This is a genomic window from Amycolatopsis sp. NPDC102522 (assembly GCF_055584485.1).
The window spans coordinates 36,083-53,031 of record NZ_JBVJLY010000035.1; the positions used below are offsets into that span (position 1 = coordinate 36,083).

At 70.0% G+C, this 16,949-nt stretch carries 16 protein-coding genes; 10 read left to right on the forward strand and 6 right to left on the reverse strand.

The annotated features are described in order from the left end of the window. Nucleotides 1-21: 21 nt before the first annotated feature. The 4 genes from ACZ6YV_RS41990 to ACZ6YV_RS42005 all read left to right on the forward strand — a co-directional run bounded on the left by ACZ6YV_RS41990 (nucleotide 22) and on the right by ACZ6YV_RS42005 (nucleotide 3,594). Nucleotides 22-1,125 (forward strand): sensor histidine kinase, encoded by a 1,104-nt coding sequence (locus ACZ6YV_RS41990; protein ID WP_465514961.1) that lies wholly within the window; start codon nucleotides 22-24, stop codon nucleotides 1,123-1,125. Then, a complete protein-coding gene (locus tag ACZ6YV_RS41995; protein WP_465514962.1) occupies nucleotides 1,122-1,769 on the forward strand; it encodes a response regulator in 648 nt (215 codons plus the stop codon). The genes ACZ6YV_RS41990 and ACZ6YV_RS41995 overlap by 4 nt, the downstream gene beginning before the upstream one ends. A 99-nt stretch (nucleotides 1,770-1,868) precedes the next feature. After that, nucleotides 1,869-2,267 carry a hypothetical protein gene (locus tag ACZ6YV_RS42000; protein ID WP_465514963.1) on the forward strand — a complete coding sequence of 133 codons (399 nt, stop codon included), beginning with the start codon at nucleotides 1,869-1,871 and terminating at the stop codon, nucleotides 2,265-2,267. A gap of 1 nt (nucleotide 2,268) precedes the next feature. Next, nucleotides 2,269-3,594, forward strand: a complete 1,326-nt coding sequence (locus tag ACZ6YV_RS42005) for a DJ-1/PfpI family protein (RefSeq protein ID WP_465514964.1) — start codon at nucleotides 2,269-2,271, stop codon at nucleotides 3,592-3,594. On the opposite strand, the gene ACZ6YV_RS42010 is transcribed toward ACZ6YV_RS42005, so the two are convergent. Together ACZ6YV_RS42010 and ACZ6YV_RS42015 are read right to left on the reverse strand one after the other, a co-directional pair. Then, on the reverse strand, nucleotides 3,576-4,325 hold the full coding sequence (locus ACZ6YV_RS42010) for a hypothetical protein (protein ID WP_465514965.1): 750 nt from the start codon (nucleotides 4,323-4,325) through the stop codon (nucleotides 3,576-3,578). The genes ACZ6YV_RS42005 and ACZ6YV_RS42010 overlap by 19 nt on opposite strands. Next, a complete protein-coding gene (locus tag ACZ6YV_RS42015; protein ID WP_465514966.1) occupies nucleotides 4,322-5,290 on the reverse strand; it encodes an Acg family FMN-binding oxidoreductase in 969 nt (322 codons plus the stop codon). The genes ACZ6YV_RS42010 and ACZ6YV_RS42015 overlap by 4 nt, the downstream gene beginning before the upstream one ends. A 349-nt stretch (nucleotides 5,291-5,639) precedes the next feature. Here ACZ6YV_RS42015 and ACZ6YV_RS42020 point away from each other — a divergent pair, with 349 nt between their 5' ends. Both ACZ6YV_RS42020 and ACZ6YV_RS42025 read left to right on the forward strand, forming a co-directional pair. After that, complete coding sequence (locus ACZ6YV_RS42020; protein WP_465514967.1) at nucleotides 5,640-6,407, forward strand: DUF1206 domain-containing protein; 768 nt, start codon at nucleotides 5,640-5,642, stop codon at nucleotides 6,405-6,407. A gap of 51 nt (nucleotides 6,408-6,458) precedes the next feature. Further along, the gene (locus tag ACZ6YV_RS42025; protein WP_465514968.1) at nucleotides 6,459-7,808 is read left to right on the forward strand and encodes a DUF2252 domain-containing protein; all 1,350 of its coding nucleotides are present in this window, start codon (nucleotides 6,459-6,461) and stop codon (nucleotides 7,806-7,808) included. 20 nt (nucleotides 7,809-7,828) lie between these two features. Here ACZ6YV_RS42025 and ACZ6YV_RS42030 read toward each other — a convergent pair whose 3' ends face one another. Continuing rightward, on the reverse strand, nucleotides 7,829-10,399 hold the full coding sequence (locus ACZ6YV_RS42030) for an FtsX-like permease family protein (protein ID WP_465514969.1): 2,571 nt from the start codon (nucleotides 10,397-10,399) through the stop codon (nucleotides 7,829-7,831). 5 nt (nucleotides 10,400-10,404) lie between these two features. Beyond that, on the reverse strand, nucleotides 10,405-11,145 hold the full coding sequence (locus tag ACZ6YV_RS42035) for an ABC transporter ATP-binding protein (RefSeq protein WP_465514970.1): 741 nt from the start codon (nucleotides 11,143-11,145) through the stop codon (nucleotides 10,405-10,407). Between the two features lie 141 nt (nucleotides 11,146-11,286). Here ACZ6YV_RS42035 and ACZ6YV_RS42040 point away from each other — a divergent pair, with 141 nt between their 5' ends. Further along, complete coding sequence (locus tag ACZ6YV_RS42040) at nucleotides 11,287-12,486, forward strand: sensor histidine kinase (RefSeq protein ID WP_465514971.1); 1,200 nt, start codon at nucleotides 11,287-11,289, stop codon at nucleotides 12,484-12,486. Then, complete coding sequence (locus ACZ6YV_RS42045; RefSeq protein ID WP_465514972.1) at nucleotides 12,474-13,121, forward strand: response regulator; 648 nt, start codon at nucleotides 12,474-12,476, stop codon at nucleotides 13,119-13,121. Before ACZ6YV_RS42040 ends, ACZ6YV_RS42045 begins: the two co-directional genes overlap by 13 nt. An 84-nt stretch (nucleotides 13,122-13,205) precedes the next feature. Here the strand turns inward: ACZ6YV_RS42045 and ACZ6YV_RS42050 are convergent, their stop codons facing one another. Further along, nucleotides 13,206-14,174 (reverse strand): Lrp/AsnC family transcriptional regulator, encoded by a 969-nt coding sequence (locus ACZ6YV_RS42050; protein ID WP_465514973.1) that lies wholly within the window; start codon nucleotides 14,172-14,174, stop codon nucleotides 13,206-13,208. Between the two features lie 117 nt (nucleotides 14,175-14,291). On the opposite strand from ACZ6YV_RS42050, the gene ACZ6YV_RS42055 reads away from it, so the two are divergent. Further along, on the forward strand, nucleotides 14,292-15,731 hold the full coding sequence (locus tag ACZ6YV_RS42055; protein WP_465514974.1) for an FAD-dependent monooxygenase: 1,440 nt from the start codon (nucleotides 14,292-14,294) through the stop codon (nucleotides 15,729-15,731). On the opposite strand, the gene ACZ6YV_RS42060 is transcribed toward ACZ6YV_RS42055, so the two are convergent. Further along, on the reverse strand, nucleotides 15,728-16,183 hold the full coding sequence (locus ACZ6YV_RS42060) for a hypothetical protein (protein ID WP_465514975.1): 456 nt from the start codon (nucleotides 16,181-16,183) through the stop codon (nucleotides 15,728-15,730). The two genes, ACZ6YV_RS42055 and ACZ6YV_RS42060, sit on opposite strands and share 4 nt — an antisense overlap. 138 nt (nucleotides 16,184-16,321) lie before the next feature. Between ACZ6YV_RS42060 and ACZ6YV_RS42065 the strand changes: the two genes are divergently transcribed. Further along, nucleotides 16,322-16,858: a hypothetical protein gene (locus tag ACZ6YV_RS42065; RefSeq protein WP_465514976.1), complete on the forward strand. Its 537-nt coding sequence runs from the start codon at nucleotides 16,322-16,324 to the stop codon at nucleotides 16,856-16,858. Nucleotides 16,859-16,949 lie beyond the last annotated feature (91 nt).

The window sequence follows — 16,949 nt, forward strand, 5'->3', positions numbered from 1 at the left end:
AGTGCGTGGCATGGTGTGTCCGTGAACCGGGCTCTGGCCGTGCTGACCCTCGTCGCGTACGTGACGTTGCCCCTCGGCTCGGCCGATTACGAGACGCTCGTGCTGCCGACGCTCGTCGCCGGGCTGGTCTACGCGGCGATCGCGATCGCCGGCTTTCCCTGGGTCCAGAAACACGGACGTGCCTGGGCGATCGCGTATGTCTGCGTTCAGTTACCGCTCGGCTTCACGCTGTTCTCGCTTTCCGGTGCCGCTGTCGGCGCGGTCCTGCTTCTCGTGGTCCTCGTCTGCCACACGGTGTTGCTGCTGCCTCTCCCCGTGGCGTTCGGGGTCGCGGTGCTGATCCCGCTGGTCCACCTGCCGATGGCGCCGATCGACGGGCTTCGCGAGGGGCTCGGGACGCTGGCGGTGATGGTGTTCGCCGCCGTGGTGACCGAACTGGTCGTCCGGGAGAAGCGGGCGCGGGAGGAACTGGCCGAGGCGCACGAACGTCTTCGCGATCACGCCGCCCAGGCCGAACAGCTCGCGACGATCCAGGAGCGCAACCGGGTCGCGCGCGACATCCACGACGGGCTCGGTCATCACCTCACGGTCGTGCAGATGATGTTGCAGGCCGCCCGCGCGGTGATCGGCGCCGGGGACACGGAACGGGCCGACGGGATGCTCGCCAAGGCACAGGACCAGTCGCGCGAGGCCCTCGCCGAGGTCCGGCGGTCGGTGTCGGCGTTGCGAGAGCCACGTTCCGAGCCGCTCGCGGACGCGTTGCGGACGTTGACGGAAGAGGCGTCCGCGGCCGGCGTTCCCACCGGGCTGGAGCTCAAGGGCACCACCCGGGCCACACGCCCCGAGGTGGAGGAGTCGCTGTTCCGGGCGGCCCAGGAGGGACTGACCAACGTGCGCAAGCACGCGCGGGCCCAGGCCGCGACCGTGGTGCTCGACTATGCCGGGGCCGATCGGGTCCGACTCGAAGTCCGCGATGACGGTCTCGGACTCTGCGGGGATTCCCCGCTGGACAAGGGTTTCGGGCTCGTGGGGCTCCGCGAGCGTGTCGCCGGGCTCGGCGGCCGGGTGTCCGTCGACTCGGCGGAAGGGCACGGCTTGACGCTGACCGTGGAGGTACCGGGATGAGCGTCCGGGTTCTGATCGTCGACGACCAGGCGTTGTTCCGCGAGGCGTTGGCGACTTTGCTGGAGGTCCAGCCGGAGATCGAGATCGTCGGTGAGGCGGCCGACGGCGAGGAGGCCGTCCGGCTCTGCGCCGAACTCCGTCCCGACGTCGCGCTGATGGACCTGCGGATGCCCGTGCTGGACGAGATCGCGGCCACCGCCCGGCTCCGGGCCGAGCAGCCCGGCGTACAGGTCCTGGCGTTGACCACCTTCGACGACGACGAGGACGTGTTCGCCGCGCTGCGAGCGGGCGCCGTCGGGTACTTGCTCAAGGACGTCTCGTCGACGCGGCTGGTGGAGGCGCTGGTCGCGGCCGAACGGGGTGAGTCGGTGTTGCAGCCGTCGGTGGCGGCGAAGCTCGTCGCGAGGGTGGCGCGGCTGCCTGCCGAGACACCCCGGGCCCAGCCGCTGGTGACACCGCTTTCGGAGCGGGAGCTGGAAGTCGTCCGGCTTCTGGCCGACGGCCGCAGCAACCGGGAGATCGCCAAGACCCTGTTCCTCGCCGAGGGCACGGTGAAGAACCTCGTGACGAGTGTCCTGTCCAAGCTCCAAGTACGGGACCGGACCCAGGCCGCCCTGCGCGCGAGGGAACTCGGCCTGCTCTGACCCCCGGTCACATGACCCCGCGCATGACTTCCGGCACCTGCCGTCGTGCCCCTTCTCGGCCGAACATTGCTCCCGTCGCACCGATCGAGGGAGCCGGAAATGAACCACACGACAGAACCGAAGACCCGTAACCGGGCCGTCCTGCGCTTCACCCGCCACGCGGTGGAAATGCTCCTCGCGATGGTGGCCGGGATGATCGTCCTCGAACCGGTCTGGTCGTTCCTGTGGCCGGATCTGGCGAAGAACGTGACCGCGAGCGCGCTGGTGATGGCGACGAACATGTCGCTCGGCATGGCGCTGTGGATGCGGATCCGGCGCCACGGCTGGGCTTCGATCGCGGAGATGTCGGCCGCGATGTACCTGCCCTACGTTCTCTTCCTGCCGTTCTTCTGGACCGGCCTGATCTCCGGGGCGACCTTGATGACGGCCGGGCACGTGCTGATGGTGCCCGCGATGCTCGCCGCCATGGTCCGCCGCCGCGCCGAGTACGGAGCCTGACATGCGCACCTTCGTCCGTGTCACGCTGACCGCGCTGGCCTTCACCGTCGCCGCGCTGACCCTGCCGCTCACCCTGGGCGGTGTCACGCTCAGTTCCAGCTTCGAAAACCGTTACGCGCCGAGAACCGACGGGGTCTCGCCGCAACCGGTCCACCGGGCGCACGATCCCGCCAAACCCACCGCGGTGGTCGTCGTGGGGAACCAGGGCGCCGTTGTCTCCGACACGCTCGTCCCCTACGAGATCCTGGCGACGGCGGGCGCGTTCAACCTCTACACCGTCGCGCCGGAAGCCCGCCCGGTCACCCTGACCGGCGGGCTCGACCTGATCCCCGACCTGAGTTTCGCCGATCTCGACAAGCTGCTCGCCTCCGCCGCACCGGATGTCGTGGTGGTACCCGCGTTGCCGGATCTCGGCGAGCCGACCACGCGACCGGTGACCGACTGGCTCAAGCGGCAGTCGTCGCGGGGCTCGCTGCTCATGAGCGTCTGCAACGGTTCGGGCGTACTCTCCTCGGCGGGGCTGCTCGACGGGCGGAAAGCCACCGCGCACTGGATCCGCATCGACGGCTTCGACGACGAATTCCCCGCCGTGGACTGGATTCGCGGCACGCGCTACGTCGACGACGGGAACGTCCTGACCACGGCCGGGATCCTGTCCGGGATCGACGGGGCGCTCCGGATCACCGAACGCTTCGCCGGTACGGAAACCGCGCGGAAAACGGCCGAAACCCTCGGCTGGACGCACTATTCCCCCGGTTCCAGCCCGCCGATGACGCAGAACACCTTCGAAGCGGCGGACACCGTCGTCGGGTTCAACACCGCCTTCAGATGGGACAAGCCGAGGCTGGGAGTCCTGCTGACCACCGGGATCCGGGAACTGGAACTCGCTGCGGCGTTCGACACCTACGGCCAGTCGCTCGCGGTCGAAACGACGGCCGTCGGTCTCGACGGCACGCCGATCCAGTCCCGGCACGGACTGACTTTCGCCCCACGCGGCAAGCCCGCCGCGGACGACTTCGACCGGCTGATCGTCCCCGGCGCCGACGCGGCCGCGAGGCACGTGGCCGATCGGTACTCCGCGCTCTCACCGGTGTACCTGCACGCCGCGCCGGGGTTCCCGTTCGACGCCGTCCTCGAAGACCTGGTGCGCACCACCGACACCGCGACCACGCGCTGGACGGCCAGGACCTTGGAATACCGGACAGAGCACCTCGCGCTCACCGGCGCGGCGTGGCCGTGGACGAGCACGCTCCGGCCGTTCGGGCTGGCCGTCCTCGGGCTGCTCGCGGCGTTCGGGATCCGCGCGCTCTATCGCCGCCGCGTGTGATGGACACCGACCACGAGTTGCGGGATCCCGGGCAGCCCGGTGAGGCCGAACAGCGAGACGCGGACCTTCGGGGGATCGAACGGCTCGGTGACGGTCGAACACCGCAGGCCGGACTCGACGGCGAGCAGCCGGAGCCGCTGCGCCACCAGGCCCGCCCGCACGAGATGGTGGCGGGCTTCGGAGACGGTCGTGACCAGGAAGGCCGACCACGGAACCTCCGGATCCTCACCGGGTGGCGCGATCGTCCGGGCGATCGCGCCGCCGATTCTCGGCAAGGACCGGATCCGGCGCGGCGAAACGGGGGTCACACGGACACCGTCGGCGGGTTCCTTGTCCACGCTCAGGACCGGCGAACCGTGGCACCAGTACGACGCGCGCCCGGACATCGCCCCGAACGAGGCGAGATCACCGGCGCTCGGACGTTTCCGCGCGGCGGCGGTGATCCGCGCGATCCGCCGCGGATCGGCTTCGTCGTGCGAGAACTCGGTTTCCGGGAGCCGGCCCAGCGTCCGCACCGCGACTTCGAGATGGACGAGCAGCGCGCCGCAAGCGATGAGCCTTCCCCTGCTGTCGTCTCCCGGCCGTTCGACCACGTCGACGCCCTCGCCCCGGACCTCCAGCGGCCATTCGCCGCGCAGCCACCGGCGGGGCACCCAGCGCGCGGCCCGCACCAGGATCCGCGTCTCCTCGGCCGTCCACCGGTGTGTGTCGAGGACGGTGGCCTCGCTCACCGGTGCCCCTCCCCCGGCAGGATCCGGGTGACCGCGCCGACCGGGCGGCGCGGGGTGGTGGAGCCCGGGAAGCCGTAGCCCAGCCGGAAAACGGCCTGCGGGTACTCGTTCTCACCGAGCAGTGACCGCAGGACGGCGCGAGCGGACGGGATTTCCACGGGTTGCGAATAGAACGACGCGCTGAGGCCGAGCGAAGTCGCCGTCAGCAACGCCCGCTGCATCGCCCGCCCGGCCCGGATCTGGGCCAGTGGCCCGTCGGTCGGCGTCGTCAGGACCGCGACGACCGGATCACGTTCGAACTCGCGGACCTGGTCGCTCTCCCCGTGGTGCCGGACCGGCAGCAGCCCACCGGAGGGCCGGGGCCCGCCCGCGTAGGCCGGGACACCGTCGAAGCTCCCGTTCTCCTTGGTCCACGCGCGAAGTTCCGCCTGGAAGCCCTCGTCGAGCGTCTGCAGGTGATCCGCCCGCCGGATGAGCCCCGCGACAGCCTCCAGCAGGCCGACCTCGTCGAGCAGGATGAGCTTCGCGCCCTCTTCCCGGGCCGCCTGCCGCACCGCGTACCGGGTCCCGGCCGGGACCGGGGTCGAGGCGAACGGCCGGCGGTTGCTGTATCGCACGCGGATCGACGCCGCCAAGCGCTGCTCCGCCGCGGTCGCCCGGTGCCGGGGCCCGATGGTGATCCTGGCCAGCAGTTCCGGCCGGTTCTTCTCGGGCAGTAACTCCACGTCGCAGGCCTGCCCGGCGACGGCGATCGCGAGTTCGAGGTTCAGCAGCGCCGCGCCGCAGGACAACCGCGCCTCACGCCGATCCGGGTCGCACACCGTGAGCACGCGGTCCTCGTCGAGGACGAGGTCGATGACGTCCGGTCCGAGTTCGAAAAGCCACGGCTGGCTGTTGTGGGGTGACGGCGCCCGGACAGCGGCCTCCAGCGCGGCGGTGACGACCGGTGCTTCAGTGAGGATCATCGCGGCTCCTAGGGCGGGTCTCCTCTCAGCCTGTCGTGCGGGAGCCAAGACCGGGAGTGGCCGTGGTCCTTTTCGGACCGGGACTTTCGGCCCTCGTGGGCGGCGCCTGGACCTTGGCGTGCCGTGCGGGTCGAAGGGATCGTGCAGGGGTCCTCGGCGTCCGCGACCTACATCAGCCTGCCGGATATCGGGGATTGACGCCACGAACGGCGCCACGATCGCACCGGCGAGCATGATCAAGGTGGCGACGAGTGGTACGCCCGGCCGACCGGGCGCGAAACCTGACAGATCGGACACATTGCTCCGGCCGGCCCTGGTGGACGGGCGCCCGCTCGACAAGGATCGCCCGATGCGCGACAGCAAGGCCTTCGATCTGGTGGCCCGAGGTGGGCTTGTCTGTTACGCCGTCGTGCATCTGCTCGTCGCGTGGCTCGCGACACGGGTCGCGCTGGGCGACACGGCCAAGGCCGACAAGGCGGGCGCCCTGCAGGTGGTGGTCGCCGAAGGTGGCGCGTGGCTGCTGTGGCTGATCGCGGCGGGCCTCGCCGTGCTGGCGTTGTGGCAGCTCAGCGAGGCGCTCACCGGACACCGGCACGTGAAGGCGCGGCGACGGACGGTGCGCAGGATCGTCAGCGGGATCGAGGTCGTGCTGTACGGCCTCGTGTCCTACAGTGCGGTGAAGATCGCCATCGCGGGCGCGGACGACGGTCAGACGTCCCTGGTCGCGGAAGTCCTCGCGGAGTCCTACGGCCAGGTCCTGGTGACCGTCGCCGGGATCGCCGTCGTCGGGGTGGCGGTGTTCCTCGCCTCGCGCGCCGTCCGGAAGACCTTCGTGCGGGAACTCGACTTCGGCGGCGCCTCGGGACCCACCCGGACCACGACGATCCGGCTCGGGCAGATCGGATGGATCGCGGTCGCCATCGCGTACGGCACCGTCGGGGTGCTGACTGTCATCGCCGCGGTCACCTTCGACCCCGCCAAGGCGAGCGGGCTCGACGTCGCGCTGAAGACGCTCGTCGCCCAGCCCTACGGCGGTCCGATGCTGCTCGCGCTCGCGGCCGGTATCGCCGCGTTCGGGGCCTTCGCGGTGCTGGACGCCAGATTCCGCAAGATCTGATCTGCCCGGCGAACCGACCTGTGGCACCGTGAGACCCGTCTGGAGGTCGTGATGGCAGGTGTGGTCGAGCGGATCCGCGAGCGGGGCGAGGACGATCGGCAGGCGCGGATCGTCGAGGTACTGGTGGAGGCCTTCGACGACCTCATGCGCGCGGACGCCGACGCGTTCCGCCGCAAGTTCCGCAAGATGGCCGCCGCTCCGTTCGCCTTCTACCGGGGTTCGGCGTGCCTGTTCTACGCGGACATGGCGCGCGAGGACGACCCGTGGGCGAACGACGAGACCAGCCGGGTGTGGATCCAGGGCGACCTCCACGCCGAGAACTTCGGCAGCTACATGGATTCGTCCGGGACGCTGGTGTTCGACGTCAACGACTTCGACGAGGCGTACCTCGGCTGCTTCACCTGGGACCTCAAACGGCTGGCGGCCAGTGTCGCGCTGCTCGCGTGGAGCAAGGCGATCTCGGACGACGACATCGAGACGCTGATCGGCACCTACCTGCGCGCCTATGTGAAGCAGGTCCGCGAGTACGCCGAGCGCCCCGGCGACGAACTCGTCCGGCTCCAGCTGGACAGCACCGAAGGCGTTCTGCACAGTGTCCTGCTCCGGGCCCGGCTCAAGACGCGGATCGCCCTGCTCGACGAAGTGACCACTGTGGAGGATTACGACCGCAGGTTCCGGCACGGTCCGGGCGTGCGGGTCCTGGAGGAGGCCGAACGCGAGACAGCGATCGCCGCCTTCGAGTCCTATTTGGACACGATCCCGGAGAACAAGCGGTTCGGCAGCATCACCTACCGGGTCAAGGACATCGTCGGCCGGACCGGCTTCGGCATCGGCTCGGCCGGGCTTCCCGCGTACAACATCCTCGTCGAAGGCCGGACCCAGGCGCTCGAGAACGACGTCGTCCTGTCGATGAAACAGGGGAACGTCGCGGCGCCGAGCCGGATCGTGTCCGAGAAGAGCATCCGCGACTACTTCACCAACGAGGGGCACCGCACCGCCGTCTCGCAGCGCGCGCTGCAGGCGCACGCGGATCCCTGGCTCGGGTACACCGAGATCGACGGGACCGGTTTCGTCGTCTCGGAGTTGTCGCCCTACGTCGACGACCTGGACTGGTCGGAGCTGACCGAGCCGTCGGAGATGGGTCCGGTACTCGACTACCTCGGCCGGGCCACCGCGAAGATGCACTGCGTGTCCGATTCGGACTCCGAACAGACCCTGGTCGACTTCCAAAGCGAAGCGGCCATCGCCGAAGTGATCGGTGACCGCGAAGACGAGTTCGTCCGCGCGCTGACCGAGTTCGGGATGGCCTACGCCGAGCAGTCACGGGAGGACCACCGGTTGTTCGTGGACGCCTTCCGCGGTGGGAAGATCCCCGCCGTCCGGCCCGCCGCGGAGGGCTGACCGGACGACGGGGAGCCCGTCTATTCGCGGAGGCCGATCGCCTCGATCGGCTTCGACCGCAGCGCCACCCGGGTGGCGAGGCCGAGCGAGACCAGGCCGAGCAGGATCGCCCCGGCGATGACCCCGCCGAAGACGGCGACCGTGCCGGACGGCAGCGGCGTCCCGCGCAGGCCGAGGTTCAGCAGCATCAGAGGAACCCCCGCCACCATGGTCCCCAGCAGCGCCGCGACCCCCACCGTCGCCAGTGCTTCGAAGCGCATCATCCGCACCACCTGGCGTTTGGTGGTGCCGATCAGGCGCAGCAGCGCGAACTCCCTCGAGCGCTGCGCCGTGCTCATCACCAGCGTGTTGGCCACCGAGATCACGACGTAGCCGAGGATCACGCCGACCGCCACCAGGTTCACGTAGAACTGGGCCTGCTGCTGACCGCCGGCGGGCGCGGCGATCGCCGATCCCGGCGTCACGACCAGCCCCGGATAGCGGGTGGCGAGGTCGCGCAGGGCGGCGGTCACGGTCGCGGAATCCGCGTCCGGCTGCTGCCGCACCAGCACCGAGTCGTCCATCCTGTCGCCGGTGTGCGCCCTGGCCAGGTCCGCGGGGAGCACGTAGCGGCCGAAAGCCTGGTCACGGGTGTAGGTGGCGACCAGCCGCAGCTTCGCCGGGGCGCCGTCGCCGAAGTAGAACTCGACCTCGTCGCCGATCTTCTTCTCGTACCAGTCGGCTTCCGATTCGCTCATCGCCACGGTGTTCCCGGTCAGGTCGGTGATCTTGCCCGACACGACGCCCAGGTCGACGTTCCCACGGACCTGCGACCCGTCGAGCCCCTGCGCCGCGTATCGCTCGACGCGCAGGCTTTCCTGCTCCTGCACCGTGTTCATCACCTCGGTGTGCACGACCGGGGTCGCGGCGGCGACGCCGGGGATCCGCTGTGCCGCCGCGGCCACCTCCGGGGAGAGTCCGCCCGTACCGCTCGCGAGCACGTGGTCCGCGGTGGTCGACTCGACGGTTTCCTCCTGCCTGGCTGCGGCCGCGGAGGTCTGGCTGTAGAACATCGTCAGCGCGAACGAGACCGCCAGCATCACCGGCGTCACCGCGGCGGCCAGGCGGCGCGAGTTGGCTTGGCTGTTGGCGGCGGCCAGGTACCCGCTGATCCGCGAGGTCCGGTTGAGCACCGGGGCGATCAGCCGCGCCATGAACGCGACCACCTTCGGGCTCAGCACGGCCAGCCCGATCACGATGATCAGCGAGGACCCCGACGAAGCCGCGAGCCCCGGTTCACCGCGCAGGAACATCGGGACCAGTGAGCCGCCGAGACCGGCCGCCACCAGCGCGCAGCCGACGATGACGCGCACCTGGCCGAGTTCACGCCGTTCCACGGCGGCCTCGCCGAGCGCCTCCACCGGGCGGATCGACGACGGGCGCCGCGAGGCGGACCAAGCGGCCAGCCGGGCCGTGCCCAGGCCGAGCACCAGCGCGGCGACGAGCGGGATGGGGCTGAGCGCCAGTTCGAAGTCCGGCGGGATCACCCCGATGGCTCCGAAGGCGTTCCTCAGCCCGAAGCCCACCGCCACGCCGAGGCCGCTGCCCAGCACCCCGGCGATCACCGCGACCAGCATGGTCTCGGCGCCGATGAGCTTGCGGATCTGCTGAGGGGTCGCCGCGATCGCCCGCAGCAGGGCGAACTCCCGGCGACGCTGGTTGATGACCAGCGCCAGCGTGCTGGCCACGACGAACACCGCGATGAGGAGGGCGAACCCGCCGAACGAGCCGGCGAGCGCCATCAGCAGCATCCGGGTCTGGCTGACGTCGAGGAACTCGACCGTGCTGCGCTCGACCCCGGTCGTCACGGTCACCTTGTCGGTGCCCACCGCGTCGCGGATCTTCTCGGCGAGGTCGCCCGGCTTGACGCCCGGGTCCGCCAGCACGCCGATCGCGTGCGCCCGGCCGGGTGTGCCGGCGAGTTCGACGGCCTTCTCCGGCGAGAAGAACACCGCGGACTGCCGGGAGAGGCCGTCACCCGACTTCGGGGCGGCGATCCCGGAGACCCGGAAGTCCACCGGGGTCGAGCGGACGGCGATCTTCACATGCCCGCCGACGACGGCCTTGCTCCGAGCCGCCAGTTCCGCGTCGAGGACGACCTCGTCGGCACCGGCGGGCGCCCTGCCGTCACGCAGCGAGAACGGCGCCAGCGCGGCGGCGTCCCAGTTGTGACCCCACGACTGGCCGCCTTCCGGCCCGTTCAGCGCCCGGCCGTCGGCCGTCACCACGTTGGCCGGGAAACTCTGCTCCGCCACGACGCCCCGGACGCCGGGAACCGCGGTGATCGCGCCGGCGAGCGTCACCGGCACCGAGGCCTGCTCGGCGACCTGCTTGGCTTCGAGCGGACCCGCCCCGGGCGGGTCGACCGTCTGCTGACCGCCGACGACGACCGCGGCGTCGGCGTACCGCTGGGTCGGGACCCCCGCCCGCAGGCCGGATTCCATCAAGATGCCGCAGCCGGCGACCAGCGCCGTCCCGCAGAGGATCGCGACGAACGCGCCGACGAAACCGCTCAGCCGGGTCCTCATCGTCTGCCATGCCAAATCCCACATGACCGTCACCACTCCCCGAGGTGGGTCATGCGCTCGGCGACGCGTTCCGGCGTCGGCTGCGGGAGGTGCCCCGCGAGCTTGCCGTCGGCCAGGAACAGCACACCGTGCGCGGCCGACGCCGCGACCGGGTCGTGTGTGACCATCAGCACGGTCTGCCCCATCTCGTCCACAATGGAGCGGAGCAGGTCGAGGACCTGGCGCGCGGTGCGCGTGTCCAACGCCCCTGTCGGTTCGTCGGCGAGGACGACCTCCGGCCGGGTGACCAGCGCGCGGGCGATCGCGACCCGCTGCTGCTGGCCGCCGGAGAGCTCCGACGGACGGTGTTCGAGCCGCTTCGCGATCCCGACACCTTCGACGACCTCGCGCAGCCACTGCGGATCGGGTTTCTGCCCGGCCAGCCTCGTCGGGAGGGTGATGTTCTGCAGCACGTTCAGCGACGGCAACAGGTTGTAGGCCTGGAAGACGAAGCCGATCCGGGTCCTCCGCAGCTCGGTGAGCGCTTTCTCCTTCAGCCTGCTCAGTTCCGTGTCCCCCAGCAGCACCCGTCCCGAAGTCGGCCGGTCCAGCCCCGCCGCGCAGTGCAGGAAGGTGCTCTTGCCCGATCCCGACGGCCCCATCACCGCGGTGAACGTGCCTTTGCGCACCCCGACGGTCACCCCGTTCAAAGCCGTGACCGCGCCGTCACCGGATCCGTAGACCTTGCTCACGGATTCCAGTGCCAAGGCGCACGTGCCCCCTGCATTCATCATTTCCCCTTAACCGGTGGTGATCTCTCTCGACAAAACCTACGGTCGGCGAGGGCCTCGATCGATCCCGCGTGAGGGAAGACTCGTGGTAGGGCTGGCACCACCATCAGGCCGCCGGAGTCCGGATGGGACACTGTCCGGGTGACTACCCGGCTGCGGTCCTGTTGGTCCGCGATCCGGTATCTGGCCATCGGCGCGGCCTCTTCGATGGTCTCCTGGTTCGTCCTCGTCGGCATGCTGTTCGTCCTGCTGATGTGCCCGTTCGGCGTCGGGATCCCGGCGTTGCCGATCGCGCTCAAGCTGATCCGGCGTCCGGTCAACTTCGAACGCCGCCGGGCCGCCCGCCTGCTGGACGAGCCGATCCCCGAGCCGTACCGCTCCGGGAACCCGGTGACCGATCCGGCCTCGCGACGGGATCTCGGGTGGCTCGCCTTCCACGGTGCCACCGGTTTCGTCATCGGGGCGTTCGCCGTCGCGCTGCCGCTCGGCGGCCTCCGGCAGATCGTCTCGGCTCTCGTCTGGCCGTCGGTGGACGGCGGGGTGGAAAGCTCGCTCGGGTTCATGGTGACGTCCTGGCCGCTGGCGGCGGCCAGCGTGATCACCGGCGCCGGCATGATCGCGCTCACGTTCCTGTTCCCGCGGGTGGCCCGTTGGCAGGCCTCCGCCGCGCGGAAGCTGCTCGCGCCCGCGCCCGGAGTCGTGCTGACCGACCGCGTCGTCGAACTGGCCGCGTCCCGTGCCGCCGCGTTGGAAGCGCACGGCGCCGAACTCCGGCGCCTCGAACGGGATCTGCACGACGGGACACAGGCGAGGATCGCGGCGGTGGTGCTGCAACTGGGGATCGCCGACTCGATCTTCGAGAAGAATCCCGAGAAGGCACGGGAGTTGCTGGGCAAGGCGCAGGACACCGCGACCGGCGCGCTGGCCGAACTGCGGACCGTCGTGCGCAGTATCTATCCGCCGCTGCTGACCGACCGCGGCCTCGACGGCGCTGTCACCGCGCTGGCGGACCGCTGCCCCGTTCCGTGCACTGTGGACGTTCTCAGCAGCAGCCGCCGCCCGGCCGCTGTCGAGGCCGCTGCCTACTTCGTCGTCGCCGAGATGCTGGCCAACATCACCAAGCACTCCGGCGCCGAACACGCCTCGATCACCCTCGACGGCACCGCCGACACCCTCCTCATCGAAATCCGTGACGACGGCCACGGCGGCGCCGACGAATCCGGCGGCAGCGGCCTGTCCGGGATCCGCAAACGCGCCGAGGCCTTCGACGGGACCTTGAAGCTGACCAGCCCGGCCGGTGGGCCGACCGTACTGAAAGTGGAGTTGCCATGCGGGTCGTGATCGTCGAGGACGACGCGCTGTTGCGTGAAGGCCTGGTGCTGCTGCTGAACACGTCGGGCATCGACGTCGCCGCGGCGGTGGACAATGTGGACGAGTTCCTCGAAATCGTCACCAAGGACCGGCCCGACGCGGTGATCACCGACGTCCGGCTGCCGCCGACCCACACCGACGAAGGCCTCCGCGCCGCCGTCAAGGCACGGAAGATGTACCCCGGGCTGCCCGTGCTCGTGCTGTCCGCGCACGTCGAAACCGGCTACGCGGCGGAACTCCTGGCCGACGGCAAGGGCGCTGTCGGGTACCTGCTCAAGGAGCGGGTCGGGAAGGTCGAGAAGTTCCTCGACGCGCTGGACCGGGTCGTCAAGGGCGGGACGGCCATGGACCCCGAGGTGATCACCCAGCTGATGGCGCACCGCCGGGCGACCGATCCGCTCGAAGGGCTGACCGCGCGGGAACGCGAGGTGCTCGGGCTGATGGCGGAGGGCTACAACAACACGACCATCGCCGAACTGCTCGTGGTGAGCGATGGCGCGGTGCACAAGCACATCCGGAACATCTTCGCGAAACTCGGGTTGCCGGAGGACAGCGGGCATCGGCGGGTTCTGGCTGTTCTCGCCTACCTGAGCGGGAAGAACTGACGCTGGGCCTGCCTCTGGATGGTCGTGAGTGGCAAGTGGGGTTAGAACGACACTTGCCACTCACGACCACCTGGACCCACCACCTCAGCGACTCCGGTTCGCGGCACGCTTGACGGTCCTGATCACCGGCGCCGTCTCGATGTGCGTGATGGCGGGCAACGCGGCCACCCGGGTGGTCAGGTAGCGGTAGAGCTCCCGCTGGTTCGCGCACACCGCTGTCGCGCACAGGTTCGTCGGCCCGGTCGTGGCCGCGGCGAACGCGATCTCGGGATGCCCGGCCAGCGCCGTACCGGCCTCCTCCAGGTACGCGGGGGCCACCGAGAGCCAGAGCACGGTCCGGGTGGTGATGTCGAACAGGTTCCCGTCGACGTCGATGTCGAGGTACAGAACGCCGCGTTCGCGCAGTTCGGTCATCCGGCGCCGGACCGTCGTCGGTGACCAGCCGGTCACCGCGGCCAGCTGCGAGAGCTCGGCCCGCCCGTCGGTGGCGAGCATGGCCAGGAGCTTCCGGTCTTCGTCGTCGAGCCGCACCGGTCCCGGCCGGTGCGGCACCGGTGGCGGGCGCAGCCGCTCGATCGCCTCGTCGTCCAGCGAGCCGATCTTGGCGACGAAGCTGTCCGCACCGCCGTAGAAGGCATGCAGCACGGAGTGCGCGGTCACCCCTTCCACGCGCGGGGTGCGCGGAAGCTTGGCCAGCAGCAGCGCCTCGCTGTCGGCCTCGCTTTCCGTGCGGACCGTGCAGGTGATCTCGGTGCCGCCGGAGGTCAGGCTCACCCAGGACGTGTCCGGGCGCCTGGCCAGCGCCTCGGCGACCGCGCCCGACGCGGCGGGCGCGCAGCGCACTCGCAGGAACCACAGCACCGCACCCAGCGCTGTCGGATCGACGCCGCCGAGCACCCGCACCGCCCCCGTCGACCGCAATCGGGCGTACCGGCGGGCGATGGTGCGATCCGACACGCCGAGTACCTCGGCGATCGTGCTGAACGGGGCCCTGCCGTTGATCTGCAGGGCGTGCACGAGCCGTCGATCCAGCTCGTCGTAGTCGGATTCCACGGATCCAAGGGTAGCGAGTGTCGGATATCGGCACAGTCATGCCTGTTTCTGGCCTGATCGGCTCGGCGAGACGGAACGTTGCTCTCGTCCTGATCGACCCGACCAGAGGAGAATTCCATGGATACCGAAGTACTCGTCGTCGGCGCAGGCCCGACCGGTCTGACGCTGGCCAACGAACTGCTTGTCGCCGGTGTGCCGACAGTGGTGGCAGACAGGCTGGCGCAACGCAGCGACCTGTCCAAAGCGGGCGGTGTGCAGCCGCGCACACTGGAGGCCTTCGATCAGCGCGGCCTGATGGAACCGTTGCTGGCCACCGGAAACTATCCCACCAGCGCCGGTCATTTCGCCGGCGTCCCGCTCTCGCCCGAACATGCCGGGCACCGCCTGCCGTGGCGATCCGTACCGCAGGTGGTCATCGAAGGTTTTCTTGAGGAACACCTTGCCGCACAAGGCATCCACGTCCGACGTGAGCACGAACTGATCGGCCTCGCCCAGGACGATGGCGGGGTCACCGCGACCTTCGAGGGCGGCACCACCCTCCGCTGCCGTTACCTCGTCGCCACCGATGGCGCCCACAGCACGGTCCGGTCCTTACTGCGGGCCGGGTTTCCCGGTCAAGCGGGCACCGCGACCGTGATCGCCGCCGACGTCCGGTTGAGCGGCGCCGACCAGGTGATGTCGCACACCTGGACCGACGACGGGGACTGGGTGGCGCTGTTCGCGCTCGGTACCGACCCGCAGGGCCGGGAGTTGCGCAGGCTGGTCGTCGGCGGGCCAGGGCGTTCACTGCCCCGGGAGGTCCCGATCACCGAAGAGGAGATCCGCGACGGCCTGCGCAAAGTGTTCGGATCGCGGGTGGAACTGCTCGAACTGCGCTACGCCCGCCGCATCACCAACGCGGCCCGGCAGGTCGAGCACTACCGGCACGGGCGGGTGTTCCTGGCGGGCGACGCCGCCCACGTCCACCTCCCGCTCGGCGCGCAGGGCATGAACACCGGGATCCAGGACGCGCTCAACCTCGGGTGGAAGCTGGGCGGTGCCGTGCACGGCTGGGCACCGGAAGACCTGCTGGACACGTATCACGCGGAACGGCACCTGGTCGGCGCCGCGGTGCTGCGCAACGTCCAGGCGCAAAGCCTGCTGATGGACTGGGTGGGCGCCCGTGATCCGGAAGTGCTGGCCGCCAAGGAACTTTTCGCCGCCATGACGCGAATTCCGGAGGTTCAGCGGTATCTCGGCGACCTGCTGTCCGGGATGGCCATCCGCTACCCGATGCCGGGTTCCGAAGCCCATCCGCTCGTCGGCCGTTCCGCGCCGGATCTGGACCTCGGTCCGGTTCGGACACCTGAACTGTTGCGCTCCGGGCGCGGCGTCCTGATCGACCCGGCCGACAGGTTCGCCAAGGTCGCCGACCTCTGGCGGGGCCGGGTGGACCGTGCTGGTCAGGGCGCCGGCATCGAACCGATGCTCATCCGCCCGGACGGCTATGTGTGCTGGGCGGGCGACCCGGACGGCCTCGAAGCGGCGCTCAGCCGCTGGTTCGGTATGCCGCTCTAGCTCGGCGGCTGCTGAGCCTGCGGGTTGGGCTGTGCATAACCGGTCTGGGCATAACCGGGCTGGGCGTACCCAGCCTGGGGAGGCGGGAAACCGGGCTGGCCGGCCACGGGGTAGCCGGCCGGTCCAGGGTTTCGCCGGCTCTTGACGACCCCGATCGCGACCAGGAGCCAGGAAAGCGCCGTGATGAGATCGAGCGGAACGCCGACACCCATGAAGATCAACCGGATCTCGTCGGCGGTGAGGCCGTCGGCCCAGGACGGCAGGTCCAAGACCACGAACTGCCACACGATGCTGATCACCGTCGAGAAGAGCATGACCACGAAGGCGCCCACCATCAGGCCGGAGACTCCCCTGGCGCGCCCTTTGATCGAAAAGATCAGGCCAAGCAGGCCCACCACGAGCAGCAACACTCGCGGGACGGCTTCGATGCTCGTGTACACAAGGGGTGACATGACTGCCTTCCAGTGCTCTCCGCCGGAGATCGAGACGTCCGGGCTGGGCAGATCCTAGGCCTCGGCGACGCCCGGCGTGGGATGTTCAACGAAGAAACCCGGGTGTCCGCGCCGGTCTGAAGCCTTATCGTCGGCGAGGTGGACGAGGCTTCGGTACGCATGACGCTCTCGGTGGCGAGGGCGGCCGAACGCCGCGGCCGCCTGGCGCCGGGCGGCTGGCCGGACGTGGCGGTCGCCATGCTGTTGGAAGGCAACGAAGATCCAGAGATCGCCGTGCTGGCCGGATTGAACAGTCAGGCGAGCGGATGGGACACCGCGCCGTTGGTCGACGCCGTCTGCGAACGGCACGGCGTCTCGTTCCCCGACGAGGGTGAGACGGTGGATCTCTTGGCCCGGCTGATGGCAGGCGAACTTCGCGTCCGGCCTGCCTCGGTCACCGCACCGATGATCCGCCTGCTGGCCAAGCTCGCGCACCCGGACTTCGAGTCGGATCTGGCCGTCCGCTGCCACGGTGTGGTGGATTACCTGGACTGCGACTGCGCCTGGGTCGACCCCGGCCTCGAAGACGAGTTGCACCGGTTGGCGCCGCTGCGGCTCCCCGCCTCCATCGCCCAGGCACTCGCACGGCCGGTGCGGTCGCTTCTCCCCTCGGTTCAACCTCCTCACGGGCACTAGTAGTGCTTTGTTAGGTGTGTCGTTGTGGCTGGTCAGGGTGCTGGTGTGATCTGCTGCTGGAGTGAAACCGGTGGAGTTGGAGCAGGTCCGT

Coding starts and splice junctions, on each gene's coding strand:
- ACZ6YV_RS41995 (WP_465514962.1), top strand. CDS start 1,122: ATGAGCGTCCGGGTTCTGATCGTCGACGACCAGGCGTTGTTCCGCGAG.
- ACZ6YV_RS42000 (WP_465514963.1), top strand. CDS start 1,869: ATGAACCACACGACAGAACCGAAGACCCGTAACCGGGCCGTCCTGCGC.
- ACZ6YV_RS42005 (WP_465514964.1), top strand. CDS start 2,269: ATGCGCACCTTCGTCCGTGTCACGCTGACCGCGCTGGCCTTCACCGTC.
- ACZ6YV_RS42015 (WP_465514966.1), bottom strand. CDS start 5,290: ATGATCCTCACTGAAGCACCGGTCGTCACCGCCGCGCTGGAGGCCGCT.
- ACZ6YV_RS42020 (WP_465514967.1), top strand. CDS start 5,640: ATGCGCGACAGCAAGGCCTTCGATCTGGTGGCCCGAGGTGGGCTTGTC.
- ACZ6YV_RS42025 (WP_465514968.1), top strand. CDS start 6,459: ATGGCAGGTGTGGTCGAGCGGATCCGCGAGCGGGGCGAGGACGATCGG.
- ACZ6YV_RS42030 (WP_465514969.1), bottom strand. CDS start 10,399: ATGTGGGATTTGGCATGGCAGACGATGAGGACCCGGCTGAGCGGTTTC.
- ACZ6YV_RS42035 (WP_465514970.1), bottom strand. CDS start 11,145: ATGAATGCAGGGGGCACGTGCGCCTTGGCACTGGAATCCGTGAGCAAG.
- ACZ6YV_RS42045 (WP_465514972.1), top strand. CDS start 12,474: ATGCGGGTCGTGATCGTCGAGGACGACGCGCTGTTGCGTGAAGGCCTG.
- ACZ6YV_RS42055 (WP_465514974.1), top strand. CDS start 14,292: ATGGATACCGAAGTACTCGTCGTCGGCGCAGGCCCGACCGGTCTGACG.
- ACZ6YV_RS42060 (WP_465514975.1), bottom strand. CDS start 16,183: ATGTCACCCCTTGTGTACACGAGCATCGAAGCCGTCCCGCGAGTGTTG.